This window comes from Kitasatospora sp. NPDC059571, from assembly GCF_042735675.1.
Classification (GTDB): Bacteria; Actinomycetota; Actinomycetes; order Streptomycetales; family Streptomycetaceae; genus Kitasatospora.
In genome coordinates this window covers 1-20,547 of sequence record NZ_JBHWBW010000053.1, presented here as the reverse complement: position 1 = coordinate 20,547, position 20,547 = coordinate 1, and the positions used below count along the sequence as shown (strand labels likewise).

The 20,547-nt window shown below is 72.3% G+C and carries 17 protein-coding genes; 2 read left to right on the top strand and 15 right to left on the bottom strand.

The features are described from left to right. Positions 1–108: 108 nt before the first annotated feature. The 13 genes from ACFV0G_RS09345 to ACFV0G_RS09285 form a co-directional block, all read right to left on the bottom strand. On the bottom strand, positions 109–3,219 hold the full coding sequence (locus tag ACFV0G_RS09345) for an Ig-like domain-containing protein (protein ID WP_380544211.1): 3,111 nt from the start codon (positions 3,217–3,219) through the stop codon (positions 109–111). Positions 3,220–3,375: 156 nt separating this feature from the next. Continuing rightward, positions 3,376–4,350, bottom strand: a complete 975-nt coding sequence (locus tag ACFV0G_RS09340) for a carbohydrate ABC transporter permease (protein WP_380544208.1) — start codon at positions 4,348–4,350, stop codon at positions 3,376–3,378. Then, positions 4,347–5,363 carry a carbohydrate ABC transporter permease gene (locus ACFV0G_RS09335; RefSeq protein WP_380544205.1) on the bottom strand — a complete coding sequence of 339 codons (1,017 nt, stop codon included), beginning with the start codon at positions 5,361–5,363 and terminating at the stop codon, positions 4,347–4,349. Before ACFV0G_RS09335 ends, ACFV0G_RS09340 begins: the two co-directional genes overlap by 4 nt. Before the next feature lie 75 nt (positions 5,364–5,438). Further along, complete coding sequence (locus ACFV0G_RS09330) at positions 5,439–6,800, bottom strand: ABC transporter substrate-binding protein (RefSeq protein WP_380544202.1); 1,362 nt, start codon at positions 6,798–6,800, stop codon at positions 5,439–5,441. Between the two features lie 257 nt (positions 6,801–7,057). Next, complete coding sequence (locus tag ACFV0G_RS09325) at positions 7,058–8,257, bottom strand: cytochrome P450 (protein WP_380544199.1); 1,200 nt, start codon at positions 8,255–8,257, stop codon at positions 7,058–7,060. A 25-nt stretch (positions 8,258–8,282) separates the two neighbouring features. Beyond that, the gene (locus tag ACFV0G_RS09320) at positions 8,283–9,530 is read right to left on the bottom strand and encodes a cytochrome P450 (protein WP_380544196.1); all 1,248 of its coding nucleotides are present in this window, start codon (positions 9,528–9,530) and stop codon (positions 8,283–8,285) included. Then, on the bottom strand, positions 9,527–10,153 hold the full coding sequence (locus tag ACFV0G_RS09315) for an ATP/GTP-binding protein (protein WP_380544193.1): 627 nt from the start codon (positions 10,151–10,153) through the stop codon (positions 9,527–9,529). Before ACFV0G_RS09315 ends, ACFV0G_RS09320 begins: the two co-directional genes overlap by 4 nt. Next, on the bottom strand, positions 10,134–10,496 hold the full coding sequence (locus tag ACFV0G_RS09310; protein WP_380544190.1) for a DUF742 domain-containing protein: 363 nt from the start codon (positions 10,494–10,496) through the stop codon (positions 10,134–10,136). Before ACFV0G_RS09310 ends, ACFV0G_RS09315 begins: the two co-directional genes overlap by 20 nt. Next, the gene (locus ACFV0G_RS09305) at positions 10,493–10,906 is read right to left on the bottom strand and encodes a roadblock/LC7 domain-containing protein (RefSeq protein ID WP_380544187.1); all 414 of its coding nucleotides are present in this window, start codon (positions 10,904–10,906) and stop codon (positions 10,493–10,495) included. The genes ACFV0G_RS09310 and ACFV0G_RS09305 overlap by 4 nt, the downstream gene beginning before the upstream one ends. Next, a complete protein-coding gene (locus tag ACFV0G_RS09300) occupies positions 10,906–12,546 on the bottom strand; it encodes an ATP-binding protein (RefSeq protein WP_380544184.1) in 1,641 nt (546 codons plus the stop codon). The genes ACFV0G_RS09305 and ACFV0G_RS09300 overlap by 1 nt, the downstream gene beginning before the upstream one ends. 315 nt (positions 12,547–12,861) lie before the next feature. Beyond that, positions 12,862–13,419, bottom strand: coding sequence for a Clp protease N-terminal domain-containing protein (locus ACFV0G_RS09295; protein ID WP_380544180.1), 558 nt, complete (start codon positions 13,417–13,419; stop codon positions 12,862–12,864). Between the two features lie 2 nt (positions 13,420–13,421). Then, positions 13,422–13,655 (bottom strand): RNA polymerase subunit sigma-70, encoded by a 234-nt coding sequence (locus ACFV0G_RS09290; RefSeq protein ID WP_380544177.1) that lies wholly within the window; start codon positions 13,653–13,655, stop codon positions 13,422–13,424. A 90-nt stretch (positions 13,656–13,745) separates the two neighbouring features. After that, complete coding sequence (locus ACFV0G_RS09285) at positions 13,746–14,045, bottom strand: hypothetical protein (protein WP_380544174.1); 300 nt, start codon at positions 14,043–14,045, stop codon at positions 13,746–13,748. 169 nt (positions 14,046–14,214) lie between these two features. Here ACFV0G_RS09285 and ACFV0G_RS09280 point away from each other — a divergent pair, with 169 nt between their 5' ends. Next, positions 14,215–15,594 (top strand): hypothetical protein, encoded by a 1,380-nt coding sequence (locus ACFV0G_RS09280; protein ID WP_380544171.1) that lies wholly within the window; start codon positions 14,215–14,217, stop codon positions 15,592–15,594. Positions 15,595–15,745: 151 nt separating this feature from the next. On the opposite strand, the gene ACFV0G_RS09275 is transcribed toward ACFV0G_RS09280, so the two are convergent. Next, the gene (locus ACFV0G_RS09275) at positions 15,746–18,622 is read right to left on the bottom strand and encodes a vitamin B12-dependent ribonucleotide reductase (RefSeq protein WP_380544168.1); all 2,877 of its coding nucleotides are present in this window, start codon (positions 18,620–18,622) and stop codon (positions 15,746–15,748) included. A gap of 179 nt (positions 18,623–18,801) precedes the next feature. Then, positions 18,802–19,299, bottom strand: a complete 498-nt coding sequence (gene nrdR, locus ACFV0G_RS09270) for a transcriptional regulator NrdR (RefSeq protein ID WP_380544165.1) — start codon at positions 19,297–19,299, stop codon at positions 18,802–18,804. A gap of 547 nt (positions 19,300–19,846) precedes the next feature. Between nrdR and lexA the strand changes: the two genes are divergently transcribed. Further along, positions 19,847–20,509 (top strand): transcriptional repressor LexA, encoded by a 663-nt coding sequence (gene lexA / locus ACFV0G_RS09265; RefSeq protein ID WP_198524292.1) that lies wholly within the window; start codon positions 19,847–19,849, stop codon positions 20,507–20,509. Positions 20,510–20,547: the final 38 nt, after the last annotated feature.

Here is a 20,547-nt window from a genome sequence, read left to right as displayed (position 1 = left end):
TAGCCCCCAACTCGGGGCTCACCTCAAAAATCAACACCATAAAACCGCGCGCGGGGGGTCTCGCGCCCCCGCGTATCACCCACCCCCCCCCCCGCGGGCGGTACGGCGTCAGTACGAGCCGTAGAGCGAGTAGATCAGGCTGTCCTTCACCGCCGTCCCGAAGCTGCTCGGCCAAGTGCCGAACGGCACCACCGCGCTGCTGTAGGCACCCGAACCGGCAGGGCCCGAGGTGTAGTTCATGTTGTTGACGGTGGAGCTGGTGCCGTTGCTGTTGAAGACGAACCAGTAGGTGGTGGAGGCCGCCAGCGTGAGGTTCACCGGCAGCGAGTTCCAGGCGTTGGCGGTCAGCGTGCCCGACCCGGTGGAGGCCACCAGGGTGCCGGGCGAGCCGGCGTTGTCGGTGTAGACGGCCAACTGGTACTGGTTGTTGGGCGCCGCGCTGATCTGCCCGACGTGCACGCTGAGCGAGGTCAGCGGGACGGCGGCCGACCCGGTGGTCACCTTCGAGCCGTTCAGGTGGTTGGAGTCGGTGTCGTCGATCAGCGTGCCGACCGCGGTGGAGCCGATGGTCTTCGGCGGCGGCCCGGCCGTGGTGAAGGCGACCGACACCGGCGATGCCAGCGCGTTGCCGGAGACGTCCTTCACCCCCTGCACGGTCGCCGTGTACCCGGTGGTCAGGGCGAGCGCCGCGCTCGGCGTGAACACCGCACTGCTGGTGGCCGCGTCGTACGAGACGGTGCCGGGCACCGCGGTGCCGCCGGCCGTGGTGCGCAGCGTGACGGCGGAGGCGGTGACGGTCGCCGCGTCGAGCGGCTCGCTGAAGGCGAACCGCACCGGCGTGGTGGCGGCCACCCCGGTGGCCCCGGCGGTCGGGGTCGTCCCGGTGACCGTCGGCGCGGTGGTGTCCTGGCCGTAGGTCACCGTGTAGGAGCCGGCGGTGCCGTCGAAGAAGGCGTACGCGACGCCCTTGACGGTCTCGATCCGGTAGGGCAGCGACTGGCCGGCCCGGGAGATCCCGGTGACCGTGCCGGAGGCCGCGTTGACCGGCACCATCGCCCGCAGCCCGTTGGCGCCGCCGGTGATGTCGAAGGTCAGGGTGCTGCCGGTCCAGGCCATCTTGGAGAAGGCCGAGCCGTTGCGCCCGTCCAGCCAGGTGAGCATCTGCCGGCCGGAGACGACCGGGACGCCCCGGGCCTTGGCGGCGGCGATCACGGCGTCCGAGGCGGCGGAGGCGGCGAAGTCGGTGTGGATGTTCGCGCCGATCGCCGCGTAGTAGCCCTTGGTGCCGACCGCGTTGTCGAGCAGGGTGTTGATGCTCGCCGGGTAGGACTGGCCCGACTCGTCGGTGAGCTGGGTGGTGGCCTGGTACTCGTCGATGACGCTGCCGTCGGTGTCGGCGAACTTCATGATGGTGCCGGTGCCGTTGAAGAAGCCGGGCCGGTCCTGGACGAAGCTCGCCGGATAGTAGTAGTAGTCCATGTCGAGCCGGATCCCGTTGGCCAGCTTGGTCTTGGCCTGGGTCGCCCAGTCGTCCCACTCGACGCAGTGGGTGCGGCTGCTCGACGGGTTCGGCAGCGAGCCGTACTTGGCCTTCCAGGCCGTCAACTGGTCGCTGTAGAAGCCCTGGAGGGCGGCCGTGGTGCCCCACGGCTTGCAGTTGGTGGTGACGTGCACGCCGACCTCGAAGCCCTCGTCGGTGTAGGCCTGCGCCTGCGCCGGGGTCATCGGGTCGTCGGTGTAGATGTACGAGGAGCCGCGCACGCACTCCCAGTTGGCGACGTTGCAGCCGGCCGGGGACTGGGCGATGTAGCCGTCCCAGCGGCCCGTGGTGCCGCCGATGCCGTGGTCGTCACCGGTCATGATCACCACGGCCTTGGCGTCCCTGGGGTAGTACCAGAAGCGCGGCAGCGGCTTCTTCGCCGAGTCCATCAGGGTGATCAGGTTGGCGAGCAGGCGCTGCTGCTCGTCCGCGATCGGGATCTGCGCCTTGTCGAGGTCGTTCCAGTTCGGCTGCCCGTTGGTGCCGAAGAACATCTCGCTGGCCTCGTAGCCGTCGGTGGAGTCGCGCTGCTGCCCGGCCCAGGCGATGTTGCCCTGCCGGGTCTGGACGACCGACTTGGCGAGGTCGTAGGTGAACGCGGCGGCCTGGCCGCTGCCGGCGCTGCGCAGCGTGACGGCGGGGTTGGCGGTGGCGGTGGAGGCGTCGCTGTAGAGGGTGGCGACGGCGGTCGCGCCGTTCAGGGTGTACTGGTCCGCGGTGCCGTGGAAGCCCATGGTGTCGGCGGTGAGCCCGGAGCCGGGCGCGGCGGAGGTGTCGATCCGCAGGTAGGAGTCGGCGAGCGTCCCGGTTGTGGCGGTGAGCCCGAGCAGCCCGGCGAGCTGCTTGTCCGGGCGCATCGCGATCAGCCGGCCGCCGCCGTTGGTCCAGGTGCCGAGCATGTCCGCCTGGGCGGCGGTGAGCGGCGTCTCGCCGAGCAGCACCACGTCGTAGGAGGCCAGCGTCGCCGCGGTGACCGAGGAGAGGTCGCTGATCTTGTAGTAGTTGAGGCCCTCGGCCTTGAGGATCTCGGTGTAGTACGCGGTGTACGGGTTGGCCGCGCTGCTGATCAGCAGGATCGGGCCCTCGTTGCCGGGGCCCGCGCCGGGCGGGGTGGTGCCGCCGCCGTCGGGGGTGTACGTGGCGTAGATGGAGAACGTGACGTTCTCCGAGCTGAGCGCGCCGAAGCTGCTCGGCCAGCTGCCGAAGGCCCGGCCGCCGGTGCCGTACCCGCTGGTGCCCCCGCTGTTGTAGTGGAGGTTGTTGACCGCACTGCTGTTGCCGTTGGTGTTGTAGGCCAGCCAGTACGCGGTGTTGGCGCTGAGGGCGGCGGTCAGCGGCAGGGTGTTCCAGGCGTTGGCGGTGAGCGTGCCGGAGGAGCTGGAGGCGACGAGGGCGCCCGGCTTGCCGGAGGCGTCCGCGTAGACCGCCACCTGGTACTGGTTGTTGGGGGCCGCCGCGACCGTGCCGACGTGCACGCTGATGCTGGAGACGGTGCCTCCGGAGGAGCCGGTCACGTACCGGGTGGTGTTGATGTAGTTGGAGTCGCCCGCGTCGGTGGCCGACCCGACCGTCACCGTGCCGAGGGTCGCGGTGGTCGCCGCCCCGGCGGGTACGGCGGCCAGCACGGCCCCTGCCAACACGGCGGCCAGCAGCCCCGCCAGCCGTCTTCTGAACCTCACGCCAGCCCCCAGATCCCCGGTCAACCCGTTTGCGGCAGATGTGCCGGTAACCGGTGTACCGGGTGCAGGGGGGTCGCGTCCTCGAAATCCACACATTCCCGGGCGCCCGTGACGGAATCGTGCACGGGCCCCGGCCCGGGGTACGGACCGGGCGGCTCAGCCCTTGACCGAGCCCGCCAACAGGCCGCGGACGAAGTAGCGCTGGAGCGAGAAGAAGACGATCAGCGGCACGATCAGCGACAGGAAGGCGCCCGCCGTCAGCAGCTCCCACCGGCCGCCGAAGGAGCCGCTCAGCTGGGCGAGGCGGACGGTCATCGGCGCCACCTCGGGCGTGCCGCCGGCGAAGGTGAGCGCCACCAGGAGGTCGTTCCAGACCCACAGGAACTGGAAGATCGCGAACGAGGCCAGGGCCGGCGCACAGAGCGGCAGCACGATCGAACGGAAGATCTTGAAGTGCGAGGCGCCGTCGACGACCGCCGCCTCCATCAGGTCCCGGGGCAGCTGGGAGATGAAGTTGTGCAGCAGGAAGACCGCCAGCGGCAGGGCGAACATGGTGTGCGCCAGCCAGACCGGCGCGTAGGTGCCGCTCAGGTCGAGGCCGGGGACGATGGTGACCGAGCCGATGTGCGCCCCGCCGGAGAAGAGCTGGAGCAGCGGGATCAGCGCCATCTGCAGCGGTACGACCTGCAGCGCGAAGATCACGAAGAAGATCACGTCGCTGCCCCGGAACTTCACCCAGGCCAGCGCGTACGCCGCCATGGCCGCCAGTACCAGCGGGAAGACCGTCGCGGGCACGCTGATGGCCAGCGAGTTCACCAGGTAGGGCATGAGCCCGCCGCTGACGCCGAACCCGCCCTCGAACAGCACCGTGTGGTAGTTGTCCAGGGTGGCCGAGGGGTGCGTGAAGAACTCCCACCAGCCGGTGCTGGCGACGTCCTGCTTGGGCCGCAGCGAGGTGACCAGCAGGCCGAGCGTGGGGATCGTCCAGAGCACGGTGACCACGATCATCAGCAGCGAGGAGATCGGGCTGCTGAACGCCCGGCGGGCGGCCTTCACCGCGGGGACGGGGGCCGGCGCCGCGGGCGCCGCGCCGTCGTCGACGGCCGTCGGGGACAGCTGCTGCTCGCTCATCGGTGCTCACGCTCCTTGCGCAGCTGGACGATGTTGTAGATCACCAGCGGGGTCACCGCCAGGAAGAGGATCACCGCGAGCGCGCTGCCGCGTCCGACGTTGAACTGCACGAAGGACTGCGAGTACATCTCGTTGGCCAGCACCTGGGTGCCGAAGTTGCCGCCGGTCATGGTGCGGACGATGTCGAAGGCCTTCAGGGTGGTGATCATGACGGTGGTGAGCACCACCACCAGGGTGGTGCGGATCATCGGCACCGTGACGTGCCGGAAGAGCTGCAGGCCCCGGGCGCCGTCCAGCCGGGCGGCCTCGGTGATCTCGTCCGGGATCGCCTTGATCGCCGCCGACAGCACGACCATCGCGAAACCGGTCTGCACCCAGACCATGACCACCATCAGCAGGAAGTTGTTGAGCGGGTGGGAGAGGATCCAGTTCGGCGGGTGGTGCCAGCCCAGGCTGATCGCGACCTGGCTGAGCAGGCCGATCTGCGGCTGGGAGGGGTCTCGGGCGTCGTAGACGAACTTCCAGATGATCGACGCGCCGACCAGGGAGATCGCCATCGGCATGAACAGCAGCGACTTGTAGACCGCCTGGCCGCGCATCCGGTCGACCAGCAGGGCGAGCACCAGACCGAGGCCGGTCGCCGCCAGCGGCGCCACCACCAGCCACAGCAGGGTGGTGAGCAGCACCTGGTGGATGGAGTCGGTGGTCAGCGCCCAACCGTAGTTCGCGCCGCCCACCGAGCGGGTCGAGTCGTCGTTGGAGAAGCTCAGGTAGACGGTGCGGACCAGCGGGACGACCAGGCCGACCACGAGCAGCAGGGCCGCGGGGCCGAGCATCACGCCGATCGCCAGCGGCCGGGTGAACCGGCCGCCGGCCCGGCCGGCCGCGAAGAAGACCAGGAGCAGGATGCCGAGGAACCCGGCGACGGCGCCGAGGCTGTTGCCGAACTTGATCGATGCGTCCGTCCAGGCCGAGTCGGCGAGCTGGACGGCCGCGACCTGGGCCGTGGGCATACGGAGGGTCCTTCCTCGGACACAGGAGGGGGCAGCGCGGGCGGGTGGGACCCGCGCTGCCCGCGGCGGCTGTCGTTACTGCGGCCAGGCCGCGTCGATGTCAGCCGCCACCTTCTGGATGGACTGTCCCTCGGCGAACCAGGCGGTGAACGACTTCCACTCCTGGCCGGCACCCACGGCGGCGGGCATCAGGTCGGAGCCGTCGAACCGGAACGTGGCGGCCGGGTCGGTCAGCGCCTCGGCGGAGAGCTTGTCGATCGGGTCGGTGTACAGGCTCTTGTCCACGCCCTGGTTGGCGGAGACCCAGCCGGAGGAGACCTTCACCCGGCTGCTCGCCCAGTCGCTGCTGGACAGGTAGTTCTGCACGGCCTGCACCTCGGGCCGCGAGGAGAACGCGGCCAGGAACTCGCCGCCGCCCTCGACCGGGTTGGTGACCTGCGGGTTCACCGCGGGGAGGTGGAAGGCGAAGACGTCGCCGTCCGGGCCGATCTTGGTGCCCTTGGGCCACTGCGCGCGGTAGAAGGAGGCCTGCTGGAGCATGGCGCACTTGCCGGAGAGGATCGGTGCGCCGGCGTCCTGGAAGGTCGTGGTGGCGATCGACTTCACGTCGCCGATGCCGCCGTTGACGAAGGCCGGGTTCTGCATCCAGTCGGCGACCGTCTTCATCGCGCCGGTGATCTTCGGGTCGCTGAACTTGACCTGGTGGTTGACCCACTGGTCGTAGACGTCGCCGCCGTAGCTGCCGAGGACGACCTCCTCGACCCAGTCGGTGGCCGGCCAGCCGGTCGCGGTGCCGGAGCCGATGCCGCCGCACCACGGCTTGGTGGAGCCCGAGGTGGCGATCTTGGTGCTGAGGGTCATCATGTCGGCCCAGGTCTTGGGGACCTCGTAGCCGGCCTGCTTGAAGGTCTTCGGGGAGTACCAGACCAGCGACTTCATGTTGGCGCTCATCGGCGCCGCGTAGAAGGTGCCGTTGACCGAGCCGTAGGTCTTCCAGACCGGGCTCCACTTGTCCTCGTTGGCGACGGTGCCCGCCGGCGGCTTCACGACCTTGCCGGTCTTCACCATCTGGGCGAGCAGGCCCGGCTGCGGGATGATCGCGAAGTCGGGGGCGTTGCCGCCGCTCACCCGGACGGGGAGCTGTGACTCGAAGTCGTTGGAACCCTCGTACGAGATCTTGATCCCCGTACAAGAACTGAACTCCGCCCAGGACTTCTCCAGGGAGTCCGACTCGGGGCTCAGGATCGACGCGAACATCGTCACCTTGGTCCCGGCGTGGCCCGCGTACGGCTGGTACTTGGCGCAGTCGCCGGTCAGCGTCGCGGCGGCCGAGGCGCCGCCGCCGGAGGAGGACGAGCTGTTCGAACACGCAGCGGCGAGAGCCAGGCCGAGCACGGCGGGTACGGCCAGCAGCCGCCGCCGGAGCAGTGTGGTCATCGGCGGGCCTCGCAGGCGATCGGGGTGGGGGTCAAGGCGGTCCTCCTCGGCGGGGCATGCAGGATGCCGGCGGTACGACAGAACGACACTGCGCTGAACCGGTGGATCGAGCTTCACCCAGCAGACGCTGGCTTGACGACGTTAACTCACCGGTTACCCCACGCCAAGATCCGCGTTCGACCTTCATCGGCCGGTGTCCCGGCCGTAATACGGCTGTGCTGGAGGGGGCCGGGCGGACCCGGCCCCCTCCGCGCGGGTCAGAGCCGGACGGGCAGTTCGCGAAGGCTGTTGACCACGGCCGTCGGGTTGGGCCGCAGCTCGGCCTCGGGCACCGCCAGCGCCAGGCGGGGGAAGCGTTCGAACAGCGCGGGCAGCGCCACCGCCGCCTCCAGCCGGGCCAGCGGCGAGCCCGGGCAGACGTGCGGCCCGTGGCCGAACGACAGGTGCCGGGTCGGCTCCCGGGTGATGTCGAAGAGCTCGGCGGTCACGCCGTGCTGCAGCGGGTCCCGGCCGATCGCGTTGTAGGAGATCAGCACGGGGTCGCCGGCCGGGATCACCGCTCCCCCGCACTTCACGTCCTCGGTGGCGAACCGGAACAGGAAGTTGCTGGTCGGCGGCGTCCAGCGGAGCGACTCCTCGACCACCGCCGGCCACTCCACCGCTCCGGAGCGGGCCAGCGCCAGCTGGTCGGGGTGGGTGAGCAGTGCCCGCACGGCGTTGGTGATCAGGTTGACCGTGGTCTCGTGGCCGGCCGCGATGATCACGCGCAGGGTGGCGGCGGCCTCCGCGTCGGTGAGCGCGCCGCCCTCCACGTCGGCCGCCAGCAGGGCGCTGATCAGGTCGTCGCCCGGCTCGGCCCGGCGGCGGGCCACCAGGTCGGCCACGAAGGCGTTCAGCGCGGCGATGGTGGCCGGCACGTCGGCGGGCTTCGTGGTGCTGGAGAAGAAGCGCTCGTACAGCTCCCGGATGTAGGCGTGGTCGTGCTCGGGGACGCCGAGCAGCCAGCCGATCACGGACATCGGCAACGGGAAGGCGAACGCGGTTTTGAGGTCCACCACCGGCCCGGCCGCCGCCAGTGCGTCGAGCAGCTCCGCGGTGACCTGCTCGACCTTCGGCCGCATCAGTTCGACCCGGCGCGGGGTGAACGCCTGCGCCACGATCGCGCGCAGCCGCCGGTGCTCGGCGCCGTCGGTGGTCACCATCGACGGGCCCGGGACGGCCAGGCCGATCAGCGGCCAGCCGGCGGGCACCTCGCCCCGCCGGTGGGCCGCCCAGTGCGCGGCGTCCTTCACCAGCCGGGGGTCGGTGAGCAGCTGCCGGGCCTCCGCGTGGTGGGTGACCGCCCAGCCGCGCACACCGAGCAGTTCGACGGGCACCACCGGCCCGGCGGCGCGCAGCAGCGCGCCCTCCGCGGCGTTGTCGCGCGCCAGCGGGTCCATCACGATCGGCTCGGTCATCCCGCGGCCCCTTCCCTCGGACTGGTCACTCGGCCACATAGCCGGGAGTGAATGCCACCGGCAGCGCCACCAGGGCCCGGACCCATGCCGAGGGCCGCCACACCAGGGCGCTCTCGGACACCGCCAGCCGCAGGTCCGGCAGCCGGTCCAGCAGGACCTCGATCGCCGTGGTGGCGATCACCTCGGCGGCCTCCCGGGCCGGGAAGGGGCAGCCGTGGTCGCCGGCGGAGAAGCTCAGGTAGGCGCGGTTGCCCTCGGCCGGGCGGCCGGACTCCTGGCGCACGGTCGGGTCGGCGTTGGCGCCGGCGAAGCCGAGCAGCACCATGTCGCCCGCGGCGATCCGCTGCCCGCCGAGGTGGGTGTCGCGGGTGGCCCAGCGGCCGGCGAAGATCTGGGTCGGGGTGTCCTCCCAGAGCGCCTCGCCGAGCGCCTGCCCGATCGAGCGCCGCCCGCCGGAGAGCGAGGCCGCGAACCGCTCGTCGGTGAGCATCAGCCGCAGCGCGTTGGCGATCCAGTACGCGCACGGCTGGTGGCCGGCGATCAGCAGCACCCGCAGGTCCCGCATGACCTCCTCGTCGTCGAGGCCGGCCGGGTGCGCGAGGAGCCGCGAGGTGAGGTCGGCGGCCGGGCGCTCCCGGCGCCGGTGGACGAGGTCGAGCATGACCGTGAGCAGCTGCTGGGCGCCGGCCTGGGCGTCCTCGCCGCCGTCCAGCATCGCGACCAGGCCCTTGATCAGCACCGGGGCCTCGTCCTCGCCGAGCCCGAGCATCCGGCAGAGCACCAGCAGCGGCATCCGGTGGGCGTACTCGGCGACCAGGTCGACCTCGCCCCGCCCGGCGAAGCCGTCGATCAGCCGGTCGGCGATCTCCTCGCTGTAGGTGCGCAGTTCGTACGGGTCGACGCCGGCGAGGGCGTCGGTGATGGCGTCGCTGCGGCGCTGGTGCTCGGCGCCCTCGGCGTAGAGGATCGACGGGACGGGCGCCATCATCGGCTTGAGCGGCCAGTCCGCGGGGATGTGCGGCCACTGGTTCCAGCGGGTGGAGTCGCGGCCGAAGACCTTGGACTGCCCGGTGACCAGCTGGAGTTCGCGGTAGCCGATGACCAGCCACGCGGGCACCCCGCCGGCCAGCTCGACGGGGGCGACCGGGCCGTGCTGCTCGCGCAGCTCGCGGTAGACGCCGCCGGGGTCGGTCTGGAAGCGCGGCCCGTACAGCGGTGCTGCGTCGGCGTGGGCCGGGCAGCCGGGCGGCGGCGTGGACGCGGGCTCGGTCACGGGGTGTCCTCTCTGGTGGCCCCTGCCAGCGCCAGGTGCTGCAGGTGGCGGACGAGCTCGATCAGGACCTGCTTGCTCGAAGCGCGGTCCCGGGCGTCGCAGTCGACCAGCGGGACGTGGTCGCCGAGGTCGAGGGCGGCCCGGATCTCGGCGAGGGTGTGCTCCTGCGGCCCGAAGTTGTTGCGGGCCACCACGAACGGCGTGCCGTGGTGCTCCAGCCGGTCGATCGCGTACCAGGAGTCCTCCAGCCGGCGGGTGTCCACCAGCACGACGGCGCCGAGCGCGCCGCTGAACAGCCGGTCCCACAGGAACCAGAAGCGCTCCTGGCCGGGCGCGCCGAACAGGTAGAGCACGTTCTCGGCGTTGAGGGTGATCCGGCCGAAGTCGAAGGCGACGGTGGTGGACCGCTTGTCCTGGATGCCGGAGAGGTCGTCGACGTCCTCGCCGGCCCGGGTCATCGTCTCCTCGGTGTTGAGCGGGCGGATCTCGCTCACCGAGCCGACCAGGGTGGTCTTGCCGACGCCGAAGCCGCCGACCACGACGATCTTCAGGCCGTTCGCGGCGGTGCCGAGCAGCGGGGCCCGGCCCCCCAGCAGGGCGGTGTCAGAGCTGTTGGAGACCATGCAGTACCTGCTTCAGCGTGTCGAGGTCGGGCAGGCGGGCCCGGGTGGGGGCGAACCGGGGGTGGCGGGCGGTGATCCGGCCGGCCTCCAGCAGATCGCCCAGCAGGATCTTGACGATGCTCACCGGCAGGCCGAGTTCGGCCGCGATCTCCACCACGGCCGTCGGGGTCGCGCACAGCCGCAGGATGCGGGCGTGCTCGGACTGCATGCCGGGCACCGGCTCCTGCTCGGTGACGACGAGGGTGACCAGGTCGAAGGCGTTCTCGGGCGGCCGGCTGCGGCCGCGGGTCACGGTGTAGAGCCGGTCCGGGTCCTCGTCCCGGCCGGGCAGCGGCGGGGTCACACCCCGGCCCCGATCTCGCGCGGCGGGGCGCTCAGGAACACCCCGATCTGCTCGATCAGCCCGAGCATGTTGTGCCCGACGACGCCGACGTCGGCGTCGTCATCGGTGACGACCGCCAGGTGGGCGCCCTCGCCGGCCGCCACGATGCACAGGATGCCGCCGTGGAACTCGGTCATCGACTGGCGGACCCCGCCCGTCGAGTTGCCGAACTCGATGGAGGCGCCGTGCGCGAGGCTCTGCATGCCGGAGGCGATCGCCGCCAACTGGTCGGCCCGGTCGGTGCCGAGGCCGGAGGTGTGACAGAGCTTCAGGCCGTCGGCCGAGAGCACCAGGGCGTGCCGCGCACCGGGGGTGGCGGTCAGCAGGTTCTCCAGCAGCCAGTCGAGATCGCGTTCGGTGCTGCTGCTCATCAGGCATCGTCCTTCGGGGAGGCGTCGGGGATCTCGGCCCCTTGCAGGGCCTTGCGGAAGGCGCCGAACCGGGCGGCGGTGAGGGCCGCACCGGCACGGTCCGGCCGCCGGGCCGCGGCGGGCTCGGCTGCCGGGGTCGCCGCCGCCAGGGTCTGCCCGCGGCGACGCTGCGGCAGGCCGTTGCCCGGGGCGGCCGGGAGGTCGGTCGGGGAGTCGGGGGCGGGGCCGGCCGGGCGCGGGGCCGGCTCCAGGGCGGGACGGACGGCCGGGGCGGTCCGCTCGGCACGCGGCGCCGGGGCGGCGGCGCGCTCCTCGGCGAGGGCCCGGGCGAGGGCCGGCGCCGGGTGGGTGATCAGCTGGGCGGGGATGAGCACCACCACGCCGGTGCCGCCGCGGGCGGACGGCCGGAAGGAGATCGACAGCCCGTGCTTGCGGGCCAGCGAGCCGACCACGGCCAGTCCCAGGCGGGTGCCGGCGGAGAGCGCGGTGAGGTCCGGCGCGGTGGCGGAGACGGCCTGTTCGGCGCGGCGCAGCCAGCTGGTGCTGAGGCCGAGTCCGCCGTCCTCGACGGTGACCACCAGGCCGGAGTGCGCCTCCTCGACGTAGACGTGCACCTCGGCCGGCGGGGCGGAGAAGTTGGCGGCGTTGTCGAGCAGTTCCGCCAGGACGTGCATGACGCCCTCGGCCGCGAAGCCGGCCACCGCGGCGGTGGAGGCGGAGTGCAGGCGCACCCGCTGGTAGGCGCCGATCCGGCCGAGCGCGCCGCGCAGCACGGACTCGACGCCGATCGGCTTGGTCCAGCGGCGGCCGGAACGGGCGCCGGTGAGCACCGCGATGGAGTCGGCCATCCGGCCGACCTGGGCGGTGGAGTGGTCGAGGGTGAGCAGGTCTCCGAGGACGTCCTCGCCGTGCCGGTGCTGCATCTCGCGCAGTTCGGCGTGCATGGAGGTGGCCAGCGCCTGGACGCGGCCGGCGGCGGTCGCGCAGACCGCGAGGGCGGCGGCGCGCTGGCGCTCGCCGCGGGCGACCTCCTCGGCGACGGTGCGCAGCAGGCCGTGGTGGACGGGCAGGTCGTGGCGGGCCAGGACGGAGTCCACCGAGGCCCCGGCGCGCAGCCGTTCGACGACGTCGGGGAGGACCTGGTCGCGCAGCGCGGTGAGTTCGGTGCGGTCGCGGACGGCGGCGGCGTGCGCCTCGTGCAGGGCGGCCAGTTCGGCGCGGGCGTTCTGCTCGATGGCGCGGGCCTGCTCCAGGTCGGCGCGGCCCTCCCTGGCCTCGGCCTGGGCGGTGACCAGGGCGGCGCGCAGCGCGCCGGCGGTGGTGTGCGCGGCGGTCAGCTCGGCCCGGAGGGCGTCGGCGCCGGCGGCGGTCTCGGCGAGTTCGCGCCGGGCGGCGGTGAGTTCGCGCTCGGCCAGCCGGGCCCGGCCGGCGAATCGGGCGGCGTACGCGGACAGGGCGCCCCACAGCACGACGGCGCCGCCCAGCACACCCGCGACGGCGGGGCGGTGGACGGCGGGGGTGAGGATGACGGCGGTGGCCGCGGCGGCTATGCCGAGCAGGATCCCGGCCGCGGTCCACGCGATGAGGCCGCTGTCGCGTCCCTGGTGTGCTGCGCGAAGGGGGCGCGTGCGAGTTCTCATCTGTCTGATCCTCGGGCGGGCGTCGGCGGCAGAACGGACAGCGCGGCTGGCCGGCGGGCGTCGCCGGGTGCGACGCAAGGGCGTACCACGGGCGCCCACCGGACAGTTGATCAGTACACGCGGTCAGCAGATCATATCCATTCAGCTTTTCGACTCAACGCGCGAGTTGACGGTCAGTTGCACGCACTGACGCTCCGCGCCCGTACCACCCGGTAACCGCGGGGCGGGACAGGCCCGGGACCCGGCGCACCCCTGGTCCGCACGGCGGCCACCCACCGATCAGCCGCCTGTCACCAACCTCATGACCAAGTACACCTAGGCGGCCCTGCCGCCGCTGCTGCCGAGTCCGGCCTCGACGTCCCGGCGCAGGGCCGCGGGGTCGACCCCGTGGGCGGCGAGGACGTCCAGGGCCGGCCCCTCGCCGGCGCGCAGCACGCCCAGCAGCAGGTGGCCGGTGGCGATCTCCTTCTGGTGGAGCCGGATCGCCTCGCGCAGGGCGAGTTCCAGCACCTTCCTCGCCCCGGGCGAGAAGGCCGGCCGCCGGCGCGGGGCCCGCTCGGCGGGCGGGCGGCGCTCCAGCGCGCCCTCGCCGAACGCCGACTCCACCGCCTCGCGGACGGCGGCCAGATCGACGCCGATGGCGGCCAGGGCCGGGCCGTCGACCGTGCCGGCCGCGCGCCTGCCGACGTCGGCCCGGGCGGCGGCGTGGTCCACCCCCGAGCGGGCCAGCAGCACCGCCACCGGGTCCCCGGGGTCGGACAGGATCGCGAGCAGCAGGTGCTCGGCGCCGATCCGGTCGCTGCCGAGCGCCCGGGCCTCGCCCTGCGCCCGGGTGACCGCCTGTCGCGCCGGGCCCGTGAACCTCTCGAACATGGTCAGTGCTCCCCTCTCCCGCCGAACGGCCTCTTCGCATACTTCTTGTGCACCGCCTGCCGGCTGACGCCCAGGCAGGCCGCGATCTCCTGCCAGGACCAGCCCCGGCCGCGGGCGCTGCCCACCTGGAGGTCCTCCAGCCGGTCCGCCAGGTCGCGCAGGGCCCGGACGGCCCGCAGGCCGGTCGCGGGATCACGACTGCTCGCGTCCGCCGCGAGCTGCTTCGTCTCGCTCATGATGTCAACATAGGTTGACACGGCGGAGATGTCAACCTTGGTTGACAGAAGAGGGTGCCGCGGGCCCGGGGGCGGCGGGGGCCGCACCGGTCACACCGACCAGCGCGCCCGGTCGTTCGGGTTCCGCTCCCCCTCCGCCGGCACCCGGCGGCCGCACCGCTTGCCCGAGCGCCGGGCCCGCGCGTACGCCTCCAGCTCCGCCAGCCATCCGGCCCGATCCGCCTCCAGCGCCGCCAGCGCCCGCAGCAGGGCCGCCTCGTCCCGCTGGAACGGCCCGGCCACCCCGGCCAGCCGGTCCAGCGTCCCGTGGAACCCGAACGGGCGGTACAGCTGCACGCAGGACCGCAGCGCCGCCACCCGCACCCGCAGCGGCAGAGCGGGATCCGCCACCCGCCGGGCATGCCACCCGAAACTCATACGTCGGCCACCTCCAGAAGTTGAGCCTGCGTCACTTTCGCTCCATCCGATGACTCGTCAGTAACATGCCAAGGAATCCGCCGGGCGGCCACCCCCGCCCCGCCTCACCCTGCCCTCACCACCTCGAAGGCGAACCCTCCGTATGCGCATACGCACCCGAGTGCTGCCCGCACTCGCCCTGCCGCTGCTGCTCGCCGCCGCCACCGGCTGCTCCTCCTCCGCAGCTCCCGGCCCCGCCGCGGCGGCCCGGCCGACCGCCGACACCGCCGTCGACGCGGCCCCCGGCCCCGCGGCGGACACCGCAGCACCGACCGCGGAGGCCCCGGCCGCCGTCGCGTCCCCCGCGGCCTCGGGCCGGCCCGCCGCCCGGCCGGCCGGCTCGCACGGCGTCCGCCTGGTCGCCTACGACCGGGGCACCGGAAAGGCCGTCCTGGACACCCCGACCGCACCCGGCGGGGGCACCGGCGGCACCGCCGGGCCGGACCCCGACGCCGTCCGGCCCGGCCGGCTGATCGCCAGCCCGCCGACCCCGGCCGCGCCGCGCGGCGCCCTGGTCGCCGTGACCGGCGTGCAGAAGACCGGCAACGGCCGGGTCGAGGTCACCACCCGGCCCGCCGAGGTCTCCGAACTCCTCGGCGCCACCACCGCCGAACTGCACAGCGCGGTCGACCCGCACGCGATCAGCGTCCAGCCGCTGGTCAAGGACCTCAAGGTGGCCTTCGCCACCCGGCCCGGCGGCGGCACCGGCAGCGCCTCCGCCCGGCTCGTCCTCGCCGCGCACACCAGTGTGCCGCTGCCCGGCCGGGCCGCCGCCGACCTCTCCGCGGACGTCGAGCTCGACCCCGCCGTGGACTTCTCCTACGACGGCACCCGCCTGCTCAAGGGCGGCCCGGAGCAGGCCCGGGTGGGCTTCGCGCTCGGCGCCCACGCCGACTGGAAGGTCAGCGCCGCACTCACCGCCTCCGCCACCCCGCTGCGGGTGCCGATCGCCAAGCTCAGCGCCAGCCCCGTGCTGACCGTCGCCGGCTTCCCGGTCGTCGTCAACCTCGACCTCACCTGCTACCTGACGGTCGGCGCCGACGGCACCGTCACCGTCGACACCGAGCAGGACCTGGACGGCCGCTGGGCGGTGCACGCCGACTATCACCGCGGCCAGGGCTGGGCCTCCACGGCCGACCCGGGAACCACCACGGTCGGCCCGGTCCGGGCCAGGCTCGCCGGCAACGCCACCCTGCGCACCGGGCTGAGCGCCGAGGCCTCGGTCGGCCTCTACGACACCGTCGGGGTCGGCGCCACCGTCGCGCCGTACCTGAGCAGCCGGGTGGCCGGCGCCGTCACCGCCGACACCTCCGGCAAGCCCCCGCACATCGAGGGCAGTTGGTCGAACACCGCCGGCCTGGACATCGACGGGAAGGTCTTCGCCCGGATCAGCGTCCTCGGCACCCCGCTGTTCTCCAAGGACCTCCCGCTGCCCGGCTACCACCGCGAGTGGCCGCTGCCCTCCGTCGGCGCCACCCGCTGACCCGCCGCCGTCGCAGGGCCCGGGCCGGCCACCGGGCGGGTCCGGAACGCGGCAGAGGGGACCACCCGGTGGGTGGTCCCCTCTGCCGTCGTTGCGTCAGCGGGCCCGGCGGCGGGCGCTCAGCGGTGCGGCGCGCCCGTTCCGCCCGGTGTCAGCTGCAGCCGCTGGTCGAGCCGCAGCCCTCGCAGAGGTAGCAGCTGCCGGCGCGGCGCATCTTGGTGCCGCAGGAGAAGCAGAGCGGCGCGTCCGCGTTCAGGCCCAGCTGGATCTCCACCAGTTCGGTGGAGTTGTGGGCCTGGGCCGGGGCGGCCTGCGGCTTCGCCGGGGCGGGCTCGGCGGCCCTGGGGGCGGCCAGCGGCGCGGACTGGGCGAGGCCCTCCACGTCGACGTCCTCCTCGACGGGCTCGTACGAGCCGGTCTCCAGGTGCCGGGTGCGCTCCTCCACCGAGTGGATGCCGAGCGCCGAACGGGTCTCGAACGGCAGGAAGTCCAGCGCCAGGCGGCGGAAGATGTAGTCGACGATCGACTGCGCCATCCGCACGTCCGGGTCGTCGGTCAGACCGGCCGGCTCGAAGCGCATGTTGGTGAACTTCGAGACGTAGGTCTCCAGCGGCACGCCGTACTGCAGGCCGACCGAGACGGCGATGGAGAAGGCGTCCATCATGCCCGCGAGGGTCGAGCCCTGCTTGGACATCTTCAGGAAGACCTCGCCCAGGCCGTCGTCCGGGTAGGAGTTGGCCGTCATGTAGCCCTCGGCGCCGCCGACCGTGAAGGAGGTGGTGATGCCGGGGCGCCCCTTGGGCAGGCGCTTGCGGACGGGGCGGTACTCGACGACCTTCTCGACCGCGGCGGGGGCCTCGGCGGCCTTCTCCCCGGCGGCCGGGGTCTTGGTCTTGGCCGAGAGCGGCTGGCCGACCTTGCAGTTGTCGCGGTAGATCGCGAGCGCCTTGACGCCGAGCTTCCACGCCTGGAAGTAGATCTCCTCGACCTCTTCGACGGTGGCGTTCTCCGGCATGTTGACCGTCTTGGAGATGGCGCCGGAGATCCACGGCTGGATCGCCGACATCATCCGCACGTGGCCCATCGGCGAGATGGAGCGCTCGCCCATCGCGCAGTCGAAGACCTCGTAGTGGGCGGCCTTCAGGCCGGGCGCGTCCAGCACGTTGCCGTGCTCGGCGATGTGGGCGACGATCGCCTCGATCTGCTCGTCCTGGTAGCCGAGGCGCTTCAGGGCGCGCGGCACCGTGCCGTTGACGATCTGCATGGAGCCGCCGCCGACGAGCTTCTTGAACTTGACCAGGGCCAGGTCGGGCTCGACGCCGGTGGTGTCGCAGTCCATCATCAGGCCGATGGTGCCGGTCGGGGCGAGCACGGAGGCCTGCGCGTTGCGGAAGCCGTTCGCGGCGCCGAGGCGGATCACGTCGCCCCAGGTCTCGGTGGCGGCGGCCCACACCGGGGCGTCGAGGTCGTCGACCGCGACGGCGGCGGCGTTGGCGTCCGCGTGCTGCTGCATGACCCGGCGGTGGGCGGCGGCGTTGCGGGCGTAGCCGTCGTACGGGCCGACCACGCCGGCGAGCTCGGCGCCGCGGCGGTAGGCGGTGCCGGTCATCAGCGAGGTGATGGCGCCGGCCAGGGCCCGGCCGCCCTCGGAGTCGTACGCGTGGCCGGTCGCCATCAGCAGGGCACCGAGGTTGGCGTAGCCGATGCCGAGCTGGCGGTAGGCGCGGGTGGTCTCGCCGATCTTCTCGGTCGGGAAGTCGGCGAAGCAGATGGAGATGTCCATCGCGGTGATGACCAGCTCGACGACCTTGGCGAAGGTCTCCGCGTCGAACGAGTCGTCGTCGCGCAGGAACTTCATCAGGTTGAGCGAGGCGAGGTTGCAGCTGGAGTTGTCCAGGTGCATGTACTCGGAGCAGGGGTTGGACGCGTTGATGCGGCCGGACTCCGGGCAGGTGTGCCAGTGGTTGATGGTCGAGTCGTACTGGATGCCGGGGTCGGCGCAGGCCCAGGCGGCCTCGGCCATCTTGCGGAACAGCTTCTTGGCGTCGACGGTCTCGATGACCTCGCCGGTCATCCGGGCGCGCAGGCCGAACTCGGTGCCGTTCTCGACCGCGGTCATGAACTCGTCGGAGACGCGGACCGAGTTGTTGGCGTTCTGGTACTGGACGGAGGTGATGTCGTCGCCGCCCAGGTCCATGTCGAACCCGGCGTCGCGCAGGGCGCGGATCTTCTCCTCCTCCTTCACCTTGGTCTCGATGAAGGCCTCGACGTCCGGGTGGTCGACGTCCAGCACGACCATCTTGGCCGCCCGGCGGGTCGCGCCGCCGGACTTGATGGTGCCGGCCGAGGCGTCGGCGCCGCGCATGAAGGAGACCGGGCCGGAGGCGTTGCCGCCGGAGGAGAGCAGCTCCTTGGAGGAGCGGATGCGGGAGAGGTTCAGGCCGGCGCCGGAGCCGCCCTTGAAGATCATGCCCTCTTCCTTGTACCAGTCGAGGATCGACTCCATGGAGTCGTCGACGGCCAGGATGAAGCAGGCGGAGACCTGCTGGGGCTGCTTGGTGCCGACGTTGAACCAGACCGGCGAGTTGAAGCTGAACACCTGGTGGAGGAGGGCGTGGCTCAGCTCGTGCTCGAAGACCTCGGCGTCGTCCGGGGTGGCGAAGTAGCCGTGCTTCTCGCCGGCGGCGCGGTAGGTGAGCACCACGCGGTCGATGATCTGCTTGAGGCTCCACTCGCGCTGCGGGGTGCCGACGGCGCCGCGGAAGTACTTCGAGGTGACGATGTTCACCGCGTTGACCGACCAGAAGTCGGGGAACTCCACACCGCGCTGCTCGAAGTTGATCGAGCCGTCGCGCCAGTTGGTCATGACGACGTCGCGGCGCTCCCAGGTGACCTGGTCGTAGGGGTGGACGCCAGGGGTGGTGTAGATGCGCGAGATCCGCAGGCCGCCCTCGGGGGCCTTGCCGGCCGCCTTGGTCGCCTTGCCGGACTTCGACCCGCGTGCGGAACCGCTCGTCGTGTCTGTCACTGCTTCTCCTCCTCCTGGGCCAACGCCCTGGACGGCCCGATGCTTCCGGGACGCCCGGTGGTTCTTCTCCTGGTGTGCGGGCAGGCGGGGACGCCGACCGTTTTCGCACGATGTGTTGTGTTCTGCACCCGTGGTGAGGGCGCGCGCCGGCCGCGGGCGGCCGGGTCGAGCTCGGGCCGCTAGGGAGCGGCCGCGGCGGCGGGCACGGCGGGGGCGCCCTCCGCGGTGAAGGGCTGCTGGGCGCGGAGTTCCGCGATGGCAGCCTCGAAGTCCTCCAGGCCGTCGAAGGCCCGGTACACGGATGCGAACCGCAGGTACGCGACGACGTCCAGCTCCTTGAGCGGGCCCAGTATGGCCAGGCCGACGTCATGGGTGGACAGCTCGGCGCTGCCGGAGGCACGCACGCACTCCTCGACGCGCTGGCCGAGCTGGGCGAGCGCGTCCTCGGTGACCGGCCGGCCCTGGCAGGCCTTGCGGACGCCGGAGATCACCTTCTCGCGGGAGAAGGGCTCGGTGACGCCGCTGCGCTTGATCACCATCAGGGTCGCGGTCTCCACCGTGGTGAAACGGCGGCCGCAGTCGGGGCACTGGCGGCGGCGGCGGATCGAGCTGCCGTCGTCGCTGGCCCGACTGTCCACGACTCGGCTGTCAGGATGCCGGCAGAAGGGGCAGTGCACCTGAGACTCCCTCCCTGGCGGCGTGACAGCGGACCGGGACACTCTACGCGATGGATGGTGGTCCGGAGCAAGCTCGACCACAACCTGTGGGCCCCGACCGGTGAGACTGGCACAAGATCTAGGCCTCGGGCCGCCGCCACGCCGAAGAACGGCACGGGGGATCGAAATCCCGGGATCGGGTGAATTAGACTGCCCGTGGCTGCCGAAGTCGAACATTTAATCGACACCCGACTCAATGCCCAAGCACGGCCGTACACCCAAAGCCTTGATCGAGTCAGCCGACTGTTAAATAATTCACTCGAACGTGTGTTTGGCGCAACCTTTCGATAGGGGCACCAGTTGAGCTGGGCAAGGGAGAGACGCCTGTCCAAGAGGGGCCGCCGCCATGAACACCGTAGATATGAAGAGCAACTCCATCCCGGTGCAGGAGCGCTCCGCGCGCACCACGGACCAGCAGAGCGTGGACCACAGCATGAGCCGTAGCCAGCCGATCGAGCACGCTGCCGTGCAGGATGCCGTGCTCGGCGCACCCACCCCCGTCCGGGCCATGCCCGGGCGCCCTCCCGGTATCCGCACCGACGAGGCCGGCCTGACCGAGCGCCAGCGCCGCGTCATCGAGGTCATCAGGGACTCGGTCCAGCGCCGGGGTTACCCGCCCTCCATGCGCGAGATCGGCCAGGCCGTCGGGCTCTCCTCCACCTCCTCGGTGGCGCACCAGCTGATGGCGCTGGAGCGCAAGGGCTTCCTGCGGCGCGACCCGCACCGCCCGCGCGCGTACGAGGTGCGCGGCGGCGAGGTCGCCCGCCCCAACACCGCCGAGACCGCGGGCCGCCCGTCCACCTCGTACGTGCCGCTGGTCGGCCGGATCGCGGCCGGCGGCCCGATCCTCGCCGAGCAGACCGTGGAGGACGTCTTCCCGCTGCCCCGTCAGCTGGTCGGCGAGGGCGAGCTCTTCGCGCTCACCGTCCGCGGCGACTCGATGATCGAGGCCGCCATCTGCGACGGCGACTGGGTGACCGTCCGCCGCCAGCCGGTCGCCGAGAACGGCGACATCGTGGCCGCGATGATCGACGGCGAGGCCACCGTCAAGCGCCTCAAGCGCGAGGACGGCAAGATCTGGCTGATGCCGCACAACCCGGCGTACGACCCGATCCCGGGCGACAACGCCACCATCCTCGGCAAGGTCGTGGCAGTGCTCCGCCGGCTCTGAGCGGTCGGCCGTGAGGGGTGGGTGCCCGGTCCGTGGAC

Coding starts and splice junctions, on each gene's coding strand:
- ACFV0G_RS09325 (WP_380544199.1), bottom strand. CDS start 8,257: ATGACCGAGCCGATCGTGATGGACCCGCTGGCGCGCGACAACGCCGCG.
- ACFV0G_RS09295 (WP_380544180.1), bottom strand. CDS start 13,419: ATGTTCGAGAGGTTCACGGGCCCGGCGCGACAGGCGGTCACCCGGGCG.
- ACFV0G_RS09340 (WP_380544208.1), bottom strand. CDS start 4,350: ATGAGCGAGCAGCAGCTGTCCCCGACGGCCGTCGACGACGGCGCGGCG.
- ACFV0G_RS09290 (WP_380544177.1), bottom strand. CDS start 13,655: ATGAGCGAGACGAAGCAGCTCGCGGCGGACGCGAGCAGTCGTGATCCC.
- lexA (WP_198524292.1), top strand. CDS start 19,847: ATGCCCGGGCGCCCTCCCGGTATCCGCACCGACGAGGCCGGCCTGACC.
- ACFV0G_RS09315 (WP_380544193.1), bottom strand. CDS start 10,153: ATGGTCTCCAACAGCTCTGACACCGCCCTGCTGGGGGGCCGGGCCCCG.
- ACFV0G_RS09300 (WP_380544184.1), bottom strand. CDS start 12,546: ATGAGAACTCGCACGCGCCCCCTTCGCGCAGCACACCAGGGACGCGAC.
- ACFV0G_RS09305 (WP_380544187.1), bottom strand. CDS start 10,906: ATGAGCAGCAGCACCGAACGCGATCTCGACTGGCTGCTGGAGAACCTG.
- ACFV0G_RS09335 (WP_380544205.1), bottom strand. CDS start 5,363: ATGCCCACGGCCCAGGTCGCGGCCGTCCAGCTCGCCGACTCGGCCTGG.
- ACFV0G_RS09280 (WP_380544171.1), top strand. CDS start 14,215: ATGCGCATACGCACCCGAGTGCTGCCCGCACTCGCCCTGCCGCTGCTG.
- ACFV0G_RS09330 (WP_380544202.1), bottom strand. CDS start 6,800: ATGACCACACTGCTCCGGCGGCGGCTGCTGGCCGTACCCGCCGTGCTC.